This is a genomic window from Priestia sp. JNUCC 25 (genome assembly GCF_053667915.1).
Genome location: NZ_CM132211.1, coordinates 2,551,240 through 2,569,495, shown reverse-complemented (window position 1 = coordinate 2,569,495; position 18,256 = coordinate 2,551,240). Strand labels below are relative to the sequence as shown.

Annotated in this window: 23 protein-coding genes; 13 read left to right on the top strand and 10 right to left on the bottom strand. The window is 38.0% G+C overall.

What is annotated here, in order from left to right:
* Positions 1-25: 25 nt before the first annotated feature.
* Positions 26-1,195: an MFS transporter gene (locus JNUCC25_RS13085; protein ID WP_013057282.1), complete on the bottom strand. Its 1,170-nt coding sequence runs from the start codon at positions 1,193-1,195 to the stop codon at positions 26-28.
* 104 nt (positions 1,196-1,299) lie between these two features.
* The gene (locus tag JNUCC25_RS13080; RefSeq protein WP_029322064.1) at positions 1,300-2,058 is read right to left on the bottom strand and encodes a TrmB family transcriptional regulator; all 759 of its coding nucleotides are present in this window, start codon (positions 2,056-2,058) and stop codon (positions 1,300-1,302) included.
* Between the two features lie 223 nt (positions 2,059-2,281).
* On the opposite strand from JNUCC25_RS13080, the gene JNUCC25_RS13075 reads away from it, so the two are divergent.
* On the top strand, positions 2,282-2,509 hold the full coding sequence (locus JNUCC25_RS13075; protein ID WP_016764339.1) for a hypothetical protein: 228 nt from the start codon (positions 2,282-2,284) through the stop codon (positions 2,507-2,509).
* Between the two features lie 32 nt (positions 2,510-2,541).
* Here JNUCC25_RS13075 and pssA read toward each other — a convergent pair whose 3' ends face one another.
* Positions 2,542-3,033 carry a CDP-diacylglycerol--serine O-phosphatidyltransferase gene (pssA, locus tag JNUCC25_RS13070; RefSeq protein WP_170959531.1) on the bottom strand — a complete coding sequence of 164 codons (492 nt, stop codon included), beginning with the start codon at positions 3,031-3,033 and terminating at the stop codon, positions 2,542-2,544.
* Positions 3,034-3,203: 170 nt separating this feature from the next.
* Between pssA and JNUCC25_RS13065 the strand changes: the two genes are divergently transcribed.
* From JNUCC25_RS13065 to JNUCC25_RS13055, 3 genes are all read left to right on the top strand, one after another.
* A complete protein-coding gene (locus JNUCC25_RS13065; protein ID WP_078081879.1) occupies positions 3,204-3,611 on the top strand; it encodes a MarR family winged helix-turn-helix transcriptional regulator in 408 nt (135 codons plus the stop codon).
* Positions 3,604-3,945: a DUF3147 family protein gene (locus tag JNUCC25_RS13060; RefSeq protein ID WP_064471732.1), complete on the top strand. Its 342-nt coding sequence runs from the start codon at positions 3,604-3,606 to the stop codon at positions 3,943-3,945. The genes JNUCC25_RS13065 and JNUCC25_RS13060 overlap by 8 nt, the downstream gene beginning before the upstream one ends.
* Positions 3,946-4,012: 67 nt before the next feature.
* Entirely contained in the window at positions 4,013-4,708 is a 696-nt protein-coding gene (locus tag JNUCC25_RS13055) for a class I SAM-dependent methyltransferase (protein WP_013057277.1), read from the top strand.
* A gap of 25 nt (positions 4,709-4,733) precedes the next feature.
* Here JNUCC25_RS13055 and JNUCC25_RS13050 read toward each other — a convergent pair whose 3' ends face one another.
* From JNUCC25_RS13050 to JNUCC25_RS13030, 5 genes are all read right to left on the bottom strand, one after another.
* The gene (locus tag JNUCC25_RS13050) at positions 4,734-5,207 is read right to left on the bottom strand and encodes a DUF4188 domain-containing protein (RefSeq protein WP_013057276.1); all 474 of its coding nucleotides are present in this window, start codon (positions 5,205-5,207) and stop codon (positions 4,734-4,736) included.
* A complete protein-coding gene (locus JNUCC25_RS13045; protein ID WP_013057275.1) occupies positions 5,204-5,758 on the bottom strand; it encodes a PadR family transcriptional regulator in 555 nt (184 codons plus the stop codon). The genes JNUCC25_RS13050 and JNUCC25_RS13045 overlap by 4 nt, the downstream gene beginning before the upstream one ends.
* A gap of 74 nt (positions 5,759-5,832) precedes the next feature.
* Entirely contained in the window at positions 5,833-5,964 is a 132-nt protein-coding gene (locus JNUCC25_RS13040; protein ID WP_013057274.1) for a hypothetical protein, read from the bottom strand.
* A 92-nt stretch (positions 5,965-6,056) separates the two neighbouring features.
* Complete coding sequence (locus tag JNUCC25_RS13035; RefSeq protein ID WP_454221952.1) at positions 6,057-6,962, bottom strand: hypothetical protein; 906 nt, start codon at positions 6,960-6,962, stop codon at positions 6,057-6,059.
* A 147-nt stretch (positions 6,963-7,109) separates the two neighbouring features.
* On the bottom strand, positions 7,110-7,583 hold the full coding sequence (locus JNUCC25_RS13030; RefSeq protein WP_013057272.1) for an Hsp20/alpha crystallin family protein: 474 nt from the start codon (positions 7,581-7,583) through the stop codon (positions 7,110-7,112).
* A gap of 70 nt (positions 7,584-7,653) precedes the next feature.
* Here JNUCC25_RS13030 and JNUCC25_RS13025 point away from each other — a divergent pair, with 70 nt between their 5' ends.
* A complete protein-coding gene (locus tag JNUCC25_RS13025; protein ID WP_013057271.1) occupies positions 7,654-7,893 on the top strand; it encodes a hypothetical protein in 240 nt (79 codons plus the stop codon).
* 131 nt (positions 7,894-8,024) lie between these two features.
* Here JNUCC25_RS13025 and JNUCC25_RS13020 read toward each other — a convergent pair whose 3' ends face one another.
* Positions 8,025-8,258: a hypothetical protein gene (locus JNUCC25_RS13020; RefSeq protein ID WP_013057270.1), complete on the bottom strand. Its 234-nt coding sequence runs from the start codon at positions 8,256-8,258 to the stop codon at positions 8,025-8,027.
* 12 nt (positions 8,259-8,270) lie between these two features.
* Positions 8,271-8,501 (bottom strand): hypothetical protein, encoded by a 231-nt coding sequence (locus JNUCC25_RS13015; RefSeq protein ID WP_013057269.1) that lies wholly within the window; start codon positions 8,499-8,501, stop codon positions 8,271-8,273.
* Positions 8,502-8,685: 184 nt separating this feature from the next.
* Here JNUCC25_RS13015 and JNUCC25_RS13010 point away from each other — a divergent pair, with 184 nt between their 5' ends.
* The 8 genes from JNUCC25_RS13010 to JNUCC25_RS12975 all read left to right on the top strand — a co-directional run bounded on the left by JNUCC25_RS13010 (position 8,686) and on the right by JNUCC25_RS12975 (position 18,231).
* Positions 8,686-9,690, top strand: a complete 1,005-nt coding sequence (locus JNUCC25_RS13010) for an XdhC family protein (RefSeq protein ID WP_029322057.1) — start codon at positions 8,686-8,688, stop codon at positions 9,688-9,690.
* A gap of 2 nt (positions 9,691-9,692) precedes the next feature.
* A complete protein-coding gene (locus JNUCC25_RS13005) occupies positions 9,693-10,337 on the top strand; it encodes a nucleotidyltransferase family protein (protein ID WP_029322055.1) in 645 nt (214 codons plus the stop codon).
* Positions 10,338-10,355: 18 nt separating this feature from the next.
* On the top strand, positions 10,356-12,686 hold the full coding sequence (locus JNUCC25_RS13000) for a xanthine dehydrogenase family protein molybdopterin-binding subunit (RefSeq protein WP_064471730.1): 2,331 nt from the start codon (positions 10,356-10,358) through the stop codon (positions 12,684-12,686).
* Complete coding sequence (locus JNUCC25_RS12995) at positions 12,673-13,506, top strand: FAD binding domain-containing protein (protein WP_029322051.1); 834 nt, start codon at positions 12,673-12,675, stop codon at positions 13,504-13,506. The genes JNUCC25_RS13000 and JNUCC25_RS12995 overlap by 14 nt, the downstream gene beginning before the upstream one ends.
* Position 13,507: 1 nt before the next feature.
* Positions 13,508-13,987 carry a (2Fe-2S)-binding protein gene (locus tag JNUCC25_RS12990; protein ID WP_013057264.1) on the top strand — a complete coding sequence of 160 codons (480 nt, stop codon included), beginning with the start codon at positions 13,508-13,510 and terminating at the stop codon, positions 13,985-13,987.
* 71 nt (positions 13,988-14,058) lie between these two features.
* Positions 14,059-14,511, top strand: a complete 453-nt coding sequence (locus JNUCC25_RS12985) for a hypothetical protein (protein WP_029322049.1) — start codon at positions 14,059-14,061, stop codon at positions 14,509-14,511.
* A gap of 419 nt (positions 14,512-14,930) precedes the next feature.
* On the top strand, positions 14,931-16,565 hold the full coding sequence (locus tag JNUCC25_RS12980) for an MrcB family domain-containing protein (protein WP_029322048.1): 1,635 nt from the start codon (positions 14,931-14,933) through the stop codon (positions 16,563-16,565).
* On the top strand, positions 16,519-18,231 hold the full coding sequence (locus JNUCC25_RS12975) for a DUF2357 domain-containing protein (RefSeq protein WP_098757283.1): 1,713 nt from the start codon (positions 16,519-16,521) through the stop codon (positions 18,229-18,231). Before JNUCC25_RS12980 ends, JNUCC25_RS12975 begins: the two co-directional genes overlap by 47 nt.
* The last annotated feature ends 25 nt before the right edge of the window (positions 18,232-18,256 follow it).

The following is an 18,256-nucleotide window of genomic DNA, read 5'->3' as shown; positions in this document are numbered from 1 at the left end:
TGTGTGTACGCTTTTTTATAAAATTTTATTTACTGTGAAGCGTATCTGCTGTGCTTTCTGTTCGTGTTACCGCATAAAGAGAGCAGAAAAGACCAAGCAAAACAAAAATAGACCCGACCCAGCCGTTATAAATAACAGAGTATTGATTAACGACAATTCCTCCAACATAGGAGCCGATCGCAATTCCTACGTGTGAAATCGCTGCATTAGTGCTGATTAAAATGTCCGACGTTTCGCGTGCACTATGAATAATTAAATTGCTTTGAGCTGGTGAGACCGCCCAGCTGAGCGCACTCCAAATGATCATAAGAAGCAAGAACACAACAAATGGTAAATGAACGCCAAAAGGCATAGCAATCATGCTAACAAAAAAGAGAGCAATCATGGTGATAACAGAAGAAGAAGGGTTCCATCTATCAGAAACAGCTCCTCCAAGTCCTCCTCCTGCCACGGCAGCAAGACCGAAAATACCATAAATAATGGTCACCATCGTTGTATTTAATCCTAGCGTTTCTTGTAAAAATGGTGTGAAGTACGCATAAAGAGTTAAATGACCCGCAAGTACAAACAATGTTGCTAGGTGAATAGCGAGCATTTTTTTATTCCGTAAAGCTTTTACCTGAGTTTTTAACGGTACAATTGGAGCAGGAGCTAGACGCTCCATTGTAAACCAAACGGTAATCATAATAATGGCAGTCAAAATTGCAATCATAACAAATACTTGACGCCAGCCAAGCGCATTTCCAATCAAAATACCAAGAGGAATACCTAAAACAAGTGAGCCGCTGATTCCCATAAATACGATGCCAATTGCTCTGCCTTGGTATTCAGGTTTTACCATTCTAGAAGCCATTGTGGTAGATAATACAATGATAAAAGAACCGCTCGCAGCAGCAAGAATACGTCCAATTAGTAGCATATAATAGCCCGAACTGTAGGCTGAAAATACATTGCTCAATAAGAAAATAAATAATGTCCACATATAAACTTTTTTACGCTCTATCTTAGCCGTCACATTTAGTAAAATCGGCGCAGACAAGGCATAAACAAACGAATAAATAGAGATTAAATAACCTGCTTTTGCTAATGATACATGAAATGCATCGGCAATTAAGTCTAAGATGCCTCCTAGAATTAATTCGACCGTTCCAACAACAAAGGAAGCAATCGCAAGTATGTAAACTTTTTTATTCATCAAAAAACCCCCTCTTTGAAAAGTTACAACTAGAATAGTAACCTTTTTTAAAAGAGATTTCAATAGGTAATATTAAAAAGGTTACTAATGAATTAGTAACCTTTTTAATATCGCAGTCGAGTAAGCAGCTCCATGATCTCAGGATCTTGAAGAAGCTGCTCTTGATATTTCTTTGTAATATGGGTAAGTGCGACGTCATGATAAAAGAAATCAGCAAAAACTTTTACAAGCGGCTGCGACATGGTTTTTATTGCTTTCCATGTCTCATGTTCAATGCCGGCAAATAAAAGGTAAGCGTCGTCAACAATAATCAACTGCGACGGCTCAAGGTTTTTATGATCATCTATTGGATTTAATGTATGTAAATGTTTGAGGGTAGTCTGCAAGTTTCCTATGGTTAAGACCTCGACGTTTACGCCTTGTTTCTCTTTTTCTTCTAGCAATGAGCGGTAATGTGCTAACTCATCATTCCACGCGGATAAAATAATAGAAGATTCCGCTTCATGAATCAACTGTTCAATGTGAGCAGAAATAGAGGATTTATCTTTTAAACTCCAAACATGATCATCTGTAAACGTTTTTTTAATTTTATATGTTTTTAATTCATTAATGTCATTTTCAAAATCAGCAGTAAGTTTTTGAATGACGGTTTGAAGGGCTACCGCTGAGTAAAGTTTCTTTTTCCCGGACAATGTATTTACTACAATACCTTTATCAATTAAACGATTAAGCACTTCATAAATTTTTGCTTTTGGAACATGCGAATACGTAACAATGGAACTAGCATCCAACGGGCCATCATTCGCAAGCAGCGCTTCATATACTTGACTTTCATACTGAGAAAAACCAAATTTTTGCAGCATAATTTTCTATTCATCATCCTTTCTTTTTTTAAGTATATCACGGTTCGTAAAAGTATTACTAATTGTATCAGATATAATAATCTTATTAAACTATGTTCTAAATAATCATTAAAAATAAGATAAGCTATTAAAGGATCTTTATTACAGTAAAAATATTTTTAACCATATACTTTCTATACTAAAACATTCAACATTGGGTAAAGAAAAGAAAGAGGTGAAAAAAATGAAGAAAAATGAAAAACTACTGTTGAAAAAAATGAACATAAAACAGCAAAGAGAAGTGGCTGCTCAGCTTGAAGACGTACTGGATTCCTTACTGTCCCTTGAAGAAAAATTATGCTCAGCACCTGATAATAGCGAGTGGCTTTCTTTACAAGCTCAGCTTGAAAAAAGAGAACATGAGCTGAAATTCAAGCATAAAATGCTGTGCGAAGAATGGACAGCACTATAAAAGACAGGCATTTTGTCTGTCTTTTATTGCATCTAAATTTTCATCACTCGAATAGGGCTAACCATCAAAATAGCTAAAATAATCATAAGGTAAGGGTTTACGTAATAAAACATACCAAGCAGTGCGATAATTAGAGCTGGAAAAGGAATAGGAAGCCCTATAAAATAACCTATGGTTGGATTTGCACTAAATTTAGCTAATCTTAATGCGCCCATGCTTGGATAAATCATAAAAGCGAGTACGGTTAGCCAAGAGTGGGGAGAAAGAGTATGAAATAGCATTGCAGGCGCTACGCCAAAGCTTATAATATCAGCCAAAGAATCTAGCTCTACACCAAACTCACTGTTAACTTTCAGCTTTCTCGCAATTTTGCCGTCAAATAAATCGAAAAAAGCGGCTAGAAAAATAAAAAGAGCAGCTAAGCGTTCGTAGCTATTCATATTAAAAGCTATGGAAAATACGCCGCTTAGCAAATTTCCAATCGTAAAGAGATTCGGAACCCATTTTAACAGTCGAAGAATCAATGTCATACAACCGCCTTTCACAGTGTGTACGATTAGTGTAACTGTTAAATCATATTATTATGTGAGATGTCAGATAAAAAGAAGGCAGTATTGAAACCTGGCTGTCGTTCCTGTAATATATATCGTATAATACGATAATAACTAAAAATACGATATAAAGGAGCAAGATCATGAAAGTAGGGGAGTTAAACAGCTATTGGACGTCTATTTATTATCATTTGCACTATACGCATCAAGAGAAAATTACACACCAAACAATACGTCTTTTACAGCATATAGATAAATCATCTTCGGTTGGAATAAAAGAAATTGCGGATTATTTACACGTTTCACATAATACGGCATCTGAACACGTAAAGAGAAATATTGATAAAGGGTATGTATATAAAAATAGAGATATACATGATGAAAGAAAAGTAATTCTGCATTTAACAGAAGCAGGAAAAGACCTATTAAAACGGAATTCAAGCTTGGATGAAGAAAAAGTATCAGCTATTTTACGCGAAATGACAGCATCTGAAAAACAGCTGATTCAACAGGCTTTTCAGTTATTGAGTGAGCGTGCAAAACATGTATAGTATCATCAAAATTTTAATGTCGGCTCTTATTATTGCAGGGGTAACAGAAATGGCCAAAAGAGTTCCGACATACGGTGGAATTGTGGCTGCCCTTCCAATTGTGAGCTTACTAAGTATTATATGGTTATCAGTGCAAGGAGAAAAAAAGGAAGTGGTCAGTCAGTTTACACTAGGCGTTCTTTATGGACTGCCAGGCACTATTTTACTACTTGCTGTCGTCTATATTTGCTTAAAAAACTCTCTTCATTTGTTTATGAGTTTATCGATAGGAGTTATGTGTTGGGGCCTGTTTTTAGGCCTTCAAAGGATAGTGGTTAAACTAATTAATACATAAACTATTGGAATTTAATCCAATTTTCTGTAAAATGAAAGTCTAAGTAAAAGATAGGAGCTGAGTAGAGTTGAGTTTAGCAGAGAAAAAGTTAGGAATTGACCGAGTTGTTTTTATCGGCAGAACGTTTGAAGAGTATAGAGCTATGTTTAATTTGAATGAAAAGTATTTAAAAGGAAAAAAAGTGTTAGATTGTGCTAGCGGGGCCTGTTCTTTTACTGCTCATGCCTTGCAGCAAGGTACGGAGGCTACTAGCTGTGATATTGCCTATAAATTTACGGCAGAAGAGCTTGAAAAGAAAGGAAGCCTGGATTTAATTCATACGATGAATCAAATGCAGCACGTACAGGAACAGTATGTGTGGAAGTATTTTTCGTCTATTGATGATTTAACTGAACATCGAAAAAGAGCATTAAAAGATTGTATTGCTCATATGAAAAAGAACCCCGAAGCCTATCAGTACGGAGCACTTCCTAATTTGCCGTTTCAAAAGAACGAGTTTGATTTAACTCTTTGTGCAAACTTTTTATTTATGTACAGTGACCGGTTAGATTATACGTTTCATTTAGAAGCTTTAAAAGAACTGATACGCGTTACAAAAGAGGAAGTACGTTTGTTTCCTTTAACGAATTTAAGCGGCAAGATTTCTACCTATTTGCGGCAGCTGTTAGAAGAGATTGCGCCTCTAGTAAAAGGAACAGAAATAGCAGACGTCCCGTATGAATTTCAAAAAGGTGCCAATCAAATGCTGAAGATATATGTATAACAAATATAACGAAAGCCGCTTTTAGTTAAAGCGGCTTTTTAACATTCAAACGTTTTTTGGCAGTTTGAGTATGCTTCGTTATGGTTTCAGATCCAAGCGCTTTAGCTAAACCGAACGAAGGCATATTCACATATACTGATTCATAATTTCCTGCAGAAATGACATACGTTTCATGATAAATGCCCACTGCATTCGTTTTTGAAGCCTTTTTATAAAAAGAATTCCAAGCTTTTAAGTGCTGAGGACCTTTGGCATAGGAGGTCAATTGATCAACTGACTCCCAATATTGAATCAGCGTGATGGTTCTTAAATTAAAAGTTCCTTGCAAAGATAAAAATCCAAGGTTTTTGTTTGCATACAATTCGCGAATCATAGGAGGCATTGCTTTAAATACAGGGAACCATTTGTGTACGGCTGTCCATTTATTAATACGCATTCCTATAACAAAGACGACCAAATCCTTACCGGGCTTAGCCATCATACGATTGGAATGAATCATAAATTATGCGCCTCCTCATCATATAATTTATTAATCGTATCTTTGCACCATTCTATCGAAGCACACGTTGTTCGTTTACCGTAGTCTAGGGTAATAAGCCAATACGTTCTGTCGGGAGAAGGGCTGTTAGAAATGCTGTCTTCAATTCCGCAATACATGTGATAACGTTCAGTTAGTTTCTGCTGAGCGTTTTTTAACTGGGAAATTGTGAGCTGCTTTTCTTGCTGACTACTAAAAAAGAGTTTTAGCAAAATTTCATTTCTTTCTGAAGGGAGCTGTTTAATAGGTTCACGCAGCCAATCTTGCAGAACTTCTTTTCCTTTAGTTGTTATTACATACTCTTTTTTATCTGGTTTATCAGTTTGAGCAACGGAATTGACCGTTGCTAGTTCATCATTCAAAAGCTTTTGTAAAGTGGGGTAAATTTGGCCATAACTGATTTTCCAAAAATGATTTAAACTTCGATCCATTAACTGCTTAATTTCATAACCAGTTCTGCATTCCGTGGTAAGCAGTCCTAAAATTGCATATGTTGTTTGATTTTCCTTCATTTATTTTCCTCACCTATATCTTTTTGGTATATATTACCATAAACAGGATAATATTCAATAAAAAAACGCGAGAGTTATGCACTCTCGCGTCTAAAAAAAGGTTTGTATTGCTGAACCATCATTTGCGAAGCAGCAATAAATAAAAAGATAAAGCCTCCACACATTAGCAACATGACAGCACCTATTCTCCATAAAAGCTTTGGCATCAGCATATCTCCTTTTTTGAAGTTATTACCTATAGTGTAAAGAATAGCTTGCAAAAATTCTAGTCATAACTAGATATAATTTTATGACTTTTTTAGATTGACTCTTCCTTTGGATCATCTTCATCAAAAATAGGAACTTCCGTATATGTTTCTTCTTTTTCGAAAGCGGAAGAAGAATTTTCTTTTTCCTCTTGTGCAGGTTGTGCAGGCTTCGTTTCTCCAGAAGAAATATCTGATTTAGCGTTTTTTAACTCTTCCATGTCTTTTTGGATTTGGTCCGTGAAATCCTTTGGTATAGCTCCGCTTCCGTATGTAGCTCCGATGTTTAAAGTACCGCCGAGTTCTTTAATGCCAACTTGGCCAATATTATTGTTTTGTTCGTATTTATCAAGAAAAAATTTATCAATATGAATAGGCGGGGGAGCATTTTCTAAGAGTGCGGCTCTTTGGTGAATCGCTTTTACTTCTTCTTGAAGGGCAGACGTTCGTTTTAACATGTCCACCTGTACTTCAGTTAAAAGCGACATGCTGCGCTCTAATGCTGAAACTCTTTCATCTAGTTCGGTCATTCTTTCGAGATAAGGAGCCATTTTTTTCTCTACAGATTGTTCTATCAAGCTAGTTAAATCCGGATAAGGTACAGTTTCTATCTTTTTATCGCGAGGGGGTTGCGTGGAGATCACTTGTTCCAATTGCGCTACTTTTTCCTTTAAAAATTGAAGCTGGTTAGCAATCTCTTTCTTATCTTTTGCATATGCTTGTTCAGCATTTTTATGAGTGCTTCTTTGTGAAGGTGAAGAATCATTGGAGTGCGAGGGCTGAGCCTCCAGCTTTTTTTTGAGCATTATGAGAGAACCAATTTGCGGTTCGAGTTTTAAAAAACGGTTCATGTGAACTTCAAGCGTGTTAATGCGCTTGATTTGATGTTTGAAGTCCTCTAGCTCAGTATGAAGCTGTTGGTTAGTCTGTTTGGGGTTGAAAAATCCTTTCATAGACATTTCGCTTCTCCTCATCTTGGGCTTATTTCCGATGTAATAACAGTTAGATAAATATATATTGGTCCAGTTTGGAAATTCACGTTAAATTCTTTGCGTTTATAAATGCTTATGTGAACTATTGAATTTCATTCATAAAACTACTAAGCCTTATTCAATGTGAATACGTTCTTCTTGGAAAAACTGCCTGTGATAAGAAAGAATAAGCAGTCCATTTTCAAATTTCGCACGCAGATGATGCGCATCCGTAGGTTCTGGCAATTCAATAATTCGGTTAAAGTCTCCAGAAGGTCGTTCTTGTACAACCGGCTGTCCTGTGATGAGAGGGTGCGGTGAGCCTTTTAACAAAAGCCGGCTGCCTGAAACAGACACCTGCAAATTTTCTTTTAGATAGCCGGGCAAGTCAGCGATAATAATGATTTCATGTGGGGTAACGTAAATGTCAACAGGTGGAAAATTACTTTTAGAAGCCTGAGGTGCCTGATATGAATCAGGAGCATTCATATCCATATTTTCTTTCATAAATTCGTTAAAAGCAGTTTGATCAAAAACACCGTTCCAAAAGTCATTTGTTTGATATTTTTTAGCAAATTCCATCCACTGCATAAGTTTATCAAAGTCCATATGGTTTCCTCCTTACCACACATCATAAAAAGATGGAATTTGAATATAGTTTGAAAGGGGGGTGGTTTAAATGGCAGGTGCATCTATAAATATTAATATTTTAATGCTAAAGATAAATTCCTTTGAAAATGCGTCTGCAGTAAATATCGGACAGAATTTACTAGCAGACTGGAATAATTCAGATAAAAAAACACAGGGATTTGGGCAAAATTTTGGTGATGATAGCGGCTTTATAGGAACGAGAAGCTGTGTCGATGATCGAGATCAAATTGACAGCCCATCATCTTTTCAAAAAGTGCCCATTTCATAGAAAAAGCCTAATAAATATAGCCAGTTCAGATGCAGGTTATATTTATTAGGCTTCCGGTTGAATGCTAATAGACGAATAGATGAAGATATGCTGCTAGTTGTGCGCAGTAGAGGTAGAGGAAATGAAAAAAATTAAATTACGCTATTTTTAACTGAGTTTGAATCATTTACATCTGAGTCTATAATCCATGAGAACGGAGTTACGTTCGGAGAAAAATCTCCGTTTGATTCTCCCAGACCTTGATTACGTTTATAAGATACGAACACATCAAGCTGCTGATTAGGTCCTATGCTTAAAACGGATGAATTATCCAAAACGTTCACTTTGAAGGCTTGTAAGTTAATGACCATGGGCGAAAAAATCATATGGTTTCCTCCTTATTTATCATTTTTTGTTGCAAATGCATCTACATAATCATTATCTACAGTTTTTTGAGCAGATCCTGCTGTAAAACATTGATCAGCGTGCTGCTGTCCGAAGGCCTGATTTTTCTTTGCTGTGACATATCTTGTAACTTTTGACGTATTTCCAATAGAAATACTGCTTGCTTGATCAGCACTGCGAACGTTCAATTTTCCTAGGTTGATTTTTGTTGAGTCGAATAGCATATTATTCTCCTTTCAAACGACAGTTCTTCTAAGTCTTTAAAAGCTTATTGTAGCTTCTTTGAAAATATGAATAATACATGGATTCATTCAGAGAGTAGAAGTGGTCTACTGTAGCGTATTGTAGTTCTGTGTAAAACGTGAAAAGATTTTAAAACCTCGACAGGAAAAGGAGGGAATAATAAAAATGCACGATATTTTACATGCTGTAAACACATCAACAGTAAAAAGTGTGTTGGCAACGATTGTTCATGTAGAAGGATCCTCATATTTAAAAGAAGGAACGTCCATGCTGTTTCAAGAAAATGGGGAGAACATTGGGATGTTAAGCGCTGGTTGTGTAGAAGCAGATATTGCTGAGCGCGTAAAAGAGTTGTTCGACACTGAGCACGTATTAACCGTTACGTACAATTTGAAAGAAGAAGGTGATGCAGGATGGGGACAAGGAGCAGGCTGCAATGGAATCCTGTATATTCTCCTAGAACCTGTAACTGCGAGGATGAAGAAAAATCTTTTGCGAGTAAAACGTCATTTAGATAACCGAAATCCTGTTTTACATATTAAAAAATTAGAAAAAAACTTTACTCAAACAACCTCTTTTTATGTAGAAAAGACGGGCGAAACATTTGGTGCAAATAGCGACGCATCATCTTTTGCAACAGATGATTGGAATGGGAGAAAGAGCGGTATTCAACTTTCAAATTGCTCCCTGCTCACATATGCTCATCTATATAAACCAAAGCCTCGTCTAGTTATCTGGGGAGCAGGTGCCGATGCAAAATATTTAGTAGCACTTGCTGTTAGTACAGGTTTTTTTGTTACCTTATGCGACTGGAGACCGGCTTTATGTAATAAGGAACATTTTCCGCTAGCAGAGGAAATACATATTGGATTTCCAGAGGAAGTAGACAAACACTTGTCCGTTCAGCGCGATGATTTTGTTGTGATTATGACCCATAATTTTTATCGTGATCAAGAAATTCTGTCGCTATTAAAATCAAAAACTGTGAAGTATATAGGAGTTTTAGGACCCAAAAAGCGAACGCTTCGATTATTGAATACCGATATTCCCTCCCATATTCATTCGCCCGTGGGACTTTCCATAGGAGCGGTAGGGCCGCAGGAAATTGCGGTTAGTATTGTAGCTGAGTTAATTGGAACCCTTCGAATGTGTGATGGGAAAAAGGGGTGAAAATGCCCGTTTTAAATGTTGTAGCTGTTTATCTTGCCGCAGGATCTAGTAAAAGGATGGGCAGCAATAAGCTGCTTCTGCCTTTAGGGAATGAATGTTTAGGTAGTAAAGCTTTACAAGCCGCCGTTTGTTCAAAAGTGAATCATACAATAGTAGTGACAAAGAAAGGCGATAATCTTGAGTGGATTGAACCTATTCTTTTTTCAGAAGCATATCAGCAGAAGTGGAGTCATATTTCTTGTAGTAGCGCCTTAAAAGGTCAGTCAGCGTCTTTAAAGTACGGATTACAAAAAGCAAAAGAACTAAGTGCTGATGCTGTTATTGTACTCCTAGCAGATCAGCCTCTTATAAGTATCGTGCTGATTAATACATTTGTTTCTCTGTTTGAGAACCATTCCTCCGTTCCCTTTATTTCTTCTTTTTATCAAGGAATCGCCGGAGCGCCGGTTTTATTTTCAAAACAAATGTTTCCAAGTTTGGATAAGCTGCAAGGAGACCAAGGAGCAAGAAAAATCATAAGACAAAACGGAACTGAAAATGGAATATTTTATGAATGTACCGACGCTTCCCTTTTTATGGATGTTGATACAAAACAAGCGTATGAACGTATTAAAAAGATATATAAAGAGAAATGTAGACGGGTTTGATTGACGGAGGTGAAAAGAGTGGAGATTATTGGGAAAAACGTGATTCGAAAAGATGCGTTAGAAAAAGTGACGGGAACAGCTCGGTACACAAATGATTACAGTTTTAAAGGTTCCCTTCACGCCAAAATAGTAGTCAGTCCTTACGCTCATGCAAGAATTCAAGCGATAGACATTCAAGCAGCGATTGCTATTCCCGGTGTTCACGCGGTTGTGACGGGAGAGCATCTGCCGTTAACAGGAGAAGGAGTTCGTGACCGGCGACCGCTTGCGTTTGAAAAAGTGCGGTATCACGGAGAAGCCGTAGTCCTTGTAGTAGCAGAAAACCCTGCACTCGCCGAGCGTGCGGCGAGCTCTGTTCATATTCAATATGAGCCGTTATCTGTCGTTCATTCTCCTAGCGCCGCTATTGAGCCAAATTCTCCTTTAGTACATGAAAATATGCACACCTACAAGCATGATGAAACGGTTTATCCAGAGCCCGGTACCAACGTAGCTAACAGAGTTAAAATACGAAAAGGCAATATGGAAGAAGGCTGGAGTAAAAGTGAGCTAGTAGTGGAAGAAACGTTTTCTTTGTCTCCTTCAGATCACGCGGCGATGGAAACAAGAAGCGCCGCTGCTGAAATTCTTCCGAATGGAGTAGTTAAAATTATCACTTCTTCTCAAGCTCCTTTTATGGTGAAAAAATTAATCAGTGAGTACTTTGAAATTGAAGCGGGAAAAGTGATCGTTGAAACACCGCTAGTAGGAGGAGGGTATGGAGGAAAAGCTGCTGTCCAGCTGGAGCTGCTTGCTTATCTAGCTTCAAAAGCTGTTGGTGGAAGGCTGGTTAAAATATTGAACACAAGAGAAGAAGATATGCTCACTTCGCCTGTTCACATCGGTCTAGACGCTAAAATTAAGCTAGGTTGTTCTAAAGAGGGACTCTTGCAGGCTGCTGACATTCTATATTTGTTTGACAGCGGTGCTTATGCAGATAAAGGAACGGATTTAAGTAAGGCTGCAGCAGCTGACTGTACGGGGCCTTATCGTCTTGAACATATCTTCTGTGATTCATTATGTGTATATACAAATCACCCTTACGCTTCCCCTTTTCGAGGATTCAGCCACTCTGAACTATTATTTGCATTTGAGCGTACGATGGACATCCTTGCTAAAAAAGCAGGTATAGATCCTTTGGAATTTAGAGAAAAAAACGCTATTTTACCAGGTGATACTACGCCTACACAAGTCCGTTTGACTTCTAGCAACGTTGGTAACTTACCAGAGTGTATTCGGCGCTTAAAGCAGCTAATCAAATGGGAGGAAGGACAGAGAACAGTTCATGAAAACGGCCTTATTACCGCCAAAGGGATTAGCTGCGTCTGGAAAACCTCGACTATTGAAACAGACGCGGGTTCAGGTGTTATTCTAACATTCAATCCGGATGGAAGCGTAAATTTAATGTCTGGCGTTATTGAATTAGGCACGGGAACAAAAACTGTGCTCGCGCAAATCTTGGCTGAAAAACTGCAGATGCGCATGGAACGTATTCATGTGCGAATGGAAGTAGATACTCAAACGACTCCTGAACATTGGAAAACGGTGGCTAGCCGAGGAACTTTTATGGCAGGAAGAGCGGTTTTAAAAGCCGCTGAAGATGTGATTAACCAATTAAAAAAGATAGCTTCTCATATATTCCGAGCTTCTGAAGAAGATATCGAAATAAAACATGAAAAAGTTTTTTTACGGGATGAGCCTCAAACCTCTTTGGACTTTAAAGAAATTGTGTATGGCTACAAATACCCGAACGGAAATGCAATTGGAGGGCAAATCATAGGGAGGGGTAACTATATTTTAAGAGGAATGACCTACTTAGATAAAGAAACAGGAGCCGGGCGTCCGGGGCCTGAATGGACCGTAGCAGCTGAAGGAGTTGAAGTGGAATATAATCCTAGAACGCATCGATATCGTATTGTAAAAGCTATTTCTGTTATTGATATAGGAACCGTGTTAAATGAGAAAATGGCAAGAGGTCAAGTCATGGGTGCGATGAGTATGGGACTATCGTTTGCGGGTAGAGAAACATTTTGGTTTGATTCAAACGGACGTATTTTAAACCCTCAGCTTCGGAAATATCGTCCCCTTCGCTACGGAGAGCATCCGGAGTACGTAGTAGACTTTGTTCATACACCTCAAATAGATGCAGCGTACGGCGCTCGGGGAGTCGGAGAACACGGGCTGCTTGGTATGCCAGCTTCTTTAGGAAACAGCTTAACGGTGGCAGCAGAAACAGAATTAAATCAACTTCCTCTTATCCCAGAATTGATTTGGAGAATGAAAGAAGGGAATGCAAATGATTTCGTTTGACTTTGAATATTATAAACCTGCAAGCGTTTCAGAAGCGATTGCCTTGTTTCAAGAGTTAGAGAATCAAGGGAAACAGCCGCGTTATTATGCTGGAGGCACTGAAATTCTGACATTGGGCAGATTGGGTTTGTTTGTTACCCATGCTGTTATTGATATAAAAAATATACCAGAGTTTCAAAAAGCAGAAGTTGATGAAGACTGGATGATTTTTGGTGCAGGTGTAACGTTGACTGAACTGGAAGAGAAAAACTTATTTCCTTTATTAAGTAAGTCTGCTAGCGAAGTGGCTGATCACACGGCTCGAAATAAAATAACGCTGGGAGGAAATATTTGTGGGCATATCTTTTATCGAGAAGCCGTGTTGCCGCTGCTTTTAACGGATAGTCAACTCGCAGTGGCAGGTCTCACTGGAACAAATGTTTATTCGATTCACGATCTTTTTCACCGGCGTTTGCAGCTGAAAAAGGGAGAACTTCTTGTTCAGATGTTTGTTGAAACGAAGTATGCTGCCCTGCCATACGTGAGTATAAAAGAACGTCAGCAGTGGGATACAGGCTATCCGTTAGTTACAATAGCGGCGTTAAAAACAGAAAAAAACATTCGAGTAGCTTTCAGCGGGGTATGTTCATTTCCTTTTCGCTCAGAAGAAATAGAAGAAGTGCTAAATCATGAAGAAACGCCATTAGAAGCTCGAATTCAAACTGCTCTTGATTATATACCGGCTCCAATTTTAAATGATGGAGAAGGATCGGATCGATATCGCAAATTTGTGATTAAAAATTTATTGTTTGATATTTTCAAAGAGCTGGGAGGAACGTAATGTGCTAAGAGATGAAAGGTATAGAATAACAGTTAAGCTAAAGGTTAATGGGGAAGAAAAAATGGTTGATATCCGAACAGCAGATACGCTGCTTTACGTATTAAGAGAAAAGCTGGGCCTTACCGGAGCAAAACCAGGCTGTTTAAATGGAGACTGCGGAGCTTGTACAGTAGGGATAAATCAGCGGCCAATGAAATCCTGCCTCATGTTAGCGGCAGAAGCAGAAGAGAAAGAAATAATGACTATAGAAGGACTGAAGAGTTCACCTATGCAAAAAGCTTTTATTGAACACTTTGCTTTTCAGTGCGGTTATTGTACATCGGGTTTTATTATGAATGCTCATTTGCTTTCCAAACGCCATCCTTCAGGAAGTGACGATATTATAAAGGAGTGGTTAGCTTCTAATATATGCAGATGTACAGGATATAAAGAAATTGAAGACGCAGTAAAATCTGTTTTACACTTTTCGGAGCGCGAGTGAGAAAAGAAAAAGCAGAATTAGAATAACACTTACACGTGTTTAGAATAGTATGTGCTAAGGGTGTGGAGAATGTGGAATGGAAAAGCGGCTTTGACAAAGAAAGGGAACTTATCTTTGCCATTCAACGAGATCTGGATGTAGTAACGGCCATATTATTATTAACTGGCCAAATAACAATTATAGGAGTATTTGTGACACCCGGAGCTTTTCGTGTTTCAGTAGGCGGACCTATTACAGGAACCAGTCGCATCGAAGGAAAAGACGGAAATGTGGGAATTAATATTATTATTGATATGATTGATGTGTTTCTTGCGGCTTTGCTGCTTAATAACCAGATTAATGTGTCGGGCGCCTTTATTTCTTCTGGAAGATTTACCATTAACGTAAGTGGGCCTATTTTTGGCGTTCCCAAAACAGAACCTGCATTAAGTGAACTGAATCAATCCTCTCAGTTTTTTCATCGTACGGTATCAAAACATTTTTATGTAAATCCTGACTTAGTTGAAAAATTTACAAAGGACTGATTAAAATGTCATTAACAGATATACCTACAGTAAGACCTTCAGAGACGAGTATTTTTCTTATCGCCCTGCCGCTTATTATTTTTATCTTTTTCTTTACTCAGCCAAAAGCATCAGACGTTAAATAATCATGTAGCATAATGGGGGGGTATCCCTGGGCACACAAGCTGCTTATTTTTCTGTTCGTATCATTGCCTCTTCATTTATTAAGCCCCTAACGCTTTTCTTTTCTGTCATGTTTCATTAAAATGAACATAAACATATATGTAGAGAAAAGAATAATGTAGTGTTTCCTAACGTTATAAAATAGCTTACTATACGAAGAAAGCGTCTATAATAAAAGAAATGAACCTTTTGCGTGGTCAGCTGACGATGCTTTTTATTTTTACAAACTGCAGTGAAGGCAGAAAGGAGAGAATTCGATGAGTTTGCGCGAGCGGCTGCTGTATGTAGCGGAACATTATAAACAAATGGGTGGAGACGTACTTGTAAAACATGAAATAGAAAATATGCTTACACGCAGGCTTCCGATTTCTCTTTATCGATTGGAGCATATAAATCGAGAAGAAATGCGTATATCGGGACAGCACGCTGAAACATTTCCTTACGTGACCCTTGCGAATAAGAATATAGAGAGTGACGTGATGGTCGCGTATTTATTCAGTGAAGACGGTCAGCGCATTTACTTAGTCATGATGAGAGGAGACTCAGAAGAAGGAACTGATCTGAAAGACATTCGATTTTTCACTCCTGAACATGCCCGCGTATTGAAAGATAATCATATTGTCATTGGTACAAGCATGGAAGCGAAAAGCTTTGAGGATAGAGTAGCTCTTTACCTTCCTTACAATATAGCAGACTTACCTAGCAATGATCAGCTGCAAGATGACTTGCATTTACTGCTAAGTATGCATGAACAGTATATAAAAACATACGGAATGAGCAAAGAGATGCTGGGAGACAAAGACGCCATCGTCCATATTCATGAGTATATTAGGAAATCTGGATTTACATATGAACGACATGATATAGCCAACGCCTACTTTGCTTTAAAGACCAAACCGTTTATTGTTTTATCAGGAATGAGCGGGACAGGAAAAACAAAGCTTGCTCAGCTCTTAGCAGATAGTATCGGTGCCACGATTGAAAATGGAAGACAAGTGCTCATTCCGGTTCGACCCGATTGGCACGATAGTTCAGATTTATTAGGATATATTGATTTAAGAGGAGATTTTCGCAGAGGATCGTTTCTGTCGATTATGCAGCAAGCCATTCAGCATCCAGCTTACACATATGTTGCTATATTGGATGAAATGAACTTAGCTCGAGTTGAACATTATTTTAGCGATATTTTAAGCGTGATGGAAAGCAGGAGCTGGTCAAAAGGGAAAATCAAAACGGCTCCATTATTTCCTGGACATAAGATGTTCCGAGATATTTATTTGCCATCTAATCTTCTCATTATCGGTACAATTAATATGGATGAAACAACTCATGGGTTTAGTCAAAAGTTGTTAGATCGTACCAACACCATTGAGTTAAATAAGATTCAACTAGATTCTTTTGATTTTTTAGATGATAGAGATCCGGCTCAGCACGGCATTCAAAATGTACAAATTCAAAGTCAATATGTTCACTTAAAAGATGCGTATGTTGAACATGCTGAGCTCATTCACGAAGTAACAAATGAACTGCTAACCGTCAACGAGATGCTTATAGAAGTCGATCTGCAAATAGGTTACCGCGTACGCGACGAAATATGCTTTTATTTGATTTACGCGGTAAAAAGCGGGATGTTTACATTTGATCAGGCGTTTGATTTTCAGATTTTGCAAAAAGTTTTGCCTCGTATTTCAGGAAGCGATGGGTACACATTTGATTTATTAAAAAACCTTTATTATTACTGTACAAATACACTGTTAGATGATGAATTTGAGACAGCTGTCGTAAATGCAGATGGAATGAGATTTCCTAAAAGCGCACGCAAAATAATGGAGATGATGAGACGTTTTGAAATATACGGATACACGTCATTTTGGATTAATACCGTACGTTGAAATTGAAACTGACACGTGTACGGTGGTTATAAAAGGGAAAAATAAGAAAAAAATAAAATCTGCAGAAGAAGTGATGTTTTTTTCTTGTACAGGAAAAGGAATTACACATGTAAAAGTATTAAATCAAACAAAAGGCATGATGACTTCAAAACCGCCGCTTGAGCCTTTATTTTTTGAAAATGAAACCTATCAAATTACAGTTGTTTCTAAAAATGAAACAAGCCTGTTTGTTAACCACGATTCAAAAGCAGTTGAACAAAGTTTTCAAAGCGTAGGATTTCCCTACATTTTGACGGGAAATATAAGCTTTCAAAATGAAGTAGGGTATTCTACGTTTCATGTTTACAGCGAAAGAGAAAAAGAGCTGTCCTTTACTCTTGAAATTTTCCCCTCAAAGATGAGCTACAAGACAGATTATGTACACATGGTTGATGAAGTGAACGGATACATTCATGATTTGGCATACGATATGCTTCGTAAAACATATATTGAAGCAAAATCTGTTTGGTCTAAGCAAGCAACATGGACGGAATTTTATCATGTTCTCTCTCACTATATGAAACCCTTTCTTCATTCTGTGCGTCAGATTGAAAATCAGCCGTTTCAATCGGTAAAAGTTGAACATGAGCTCATGAGAGGCGATCAAATAAAAAAACAAGATAGCCGTGCTATATCATTTGTCCGAACCCACCCTACCTATCTTGCACCTTCAAGCAGAGGGATTAAAGTTAATCGAAATATAAAAGTAGTACCCACAAAAGCGATTGGCACCAGGCATGTGTCTACCTATGATAATCTGGAAAATCAAAGTGTAAAATGGATGATGACGCAGCTGTATCATAAGCTAACTGCACTAATTGACAAATTGATAAAAGATAGATATGTAAAAAAAGAAGCCATATCGGCTTTAGAAACTAATCATACCGAATTAAAAAGACTGTTAAATAATGCGTTTTGGCAACGGGTGAAGACCCTACAAGCTTCAACTCTTCCTTCTACCCTACGGACGGCACCCCGCTATCGGGAAGCAAGCAGATACTTTATGTTCTTAACGCGAGGATTGGCTCTTAACGGAGAGTTTTACCACCTTTCATTAAAAGATATCGCAACTCTCTACGAATACTGGACGTATGTTAGTCTTTTAAAGAAGTTGCAAACTTACGGCAAGCGGATAGAACAAAACATCATGACAACGACAGAACAAGGGTTGAACGTCAGGATGCAGCCGTCTTATCATCGTTTTCAAGTGGGGAAAGCAGAAGCCACGCTATGGTATCAGAAAGCATACCATCATACTCATACCGTTATTCAAAAGCCGGACTTGCTGCTTGAAGTAAAGCAAGGGGAGAAAAAAAGTGTATATCTTTTTGACGCTAAGTATCGTATCAAACCAAATCACGATACGCCCTCTCCTAGAGAAGAAGATATTAATACCATGCATCGTTACCGAGACGCTATTGTAGAGGAAAATGGAATAAAACCGGTACAAACAGCGATTGTGCTTTTTCCAGGGAAAGCAGAGGGCTATAAGCAGCATCATTTTTATAAAAGTATTGAACGTGTTGGAGTTGGTGCGCTGCCTTTTTTGCCGGGAGAAGAAGGGCTAGTAGAAGAATTTATTGAAACTATTTGTACGGTAGAACCACATTTTTTCAGCGCTGAGTAGGTGAATAGGTAGAAAGTGAACAAGT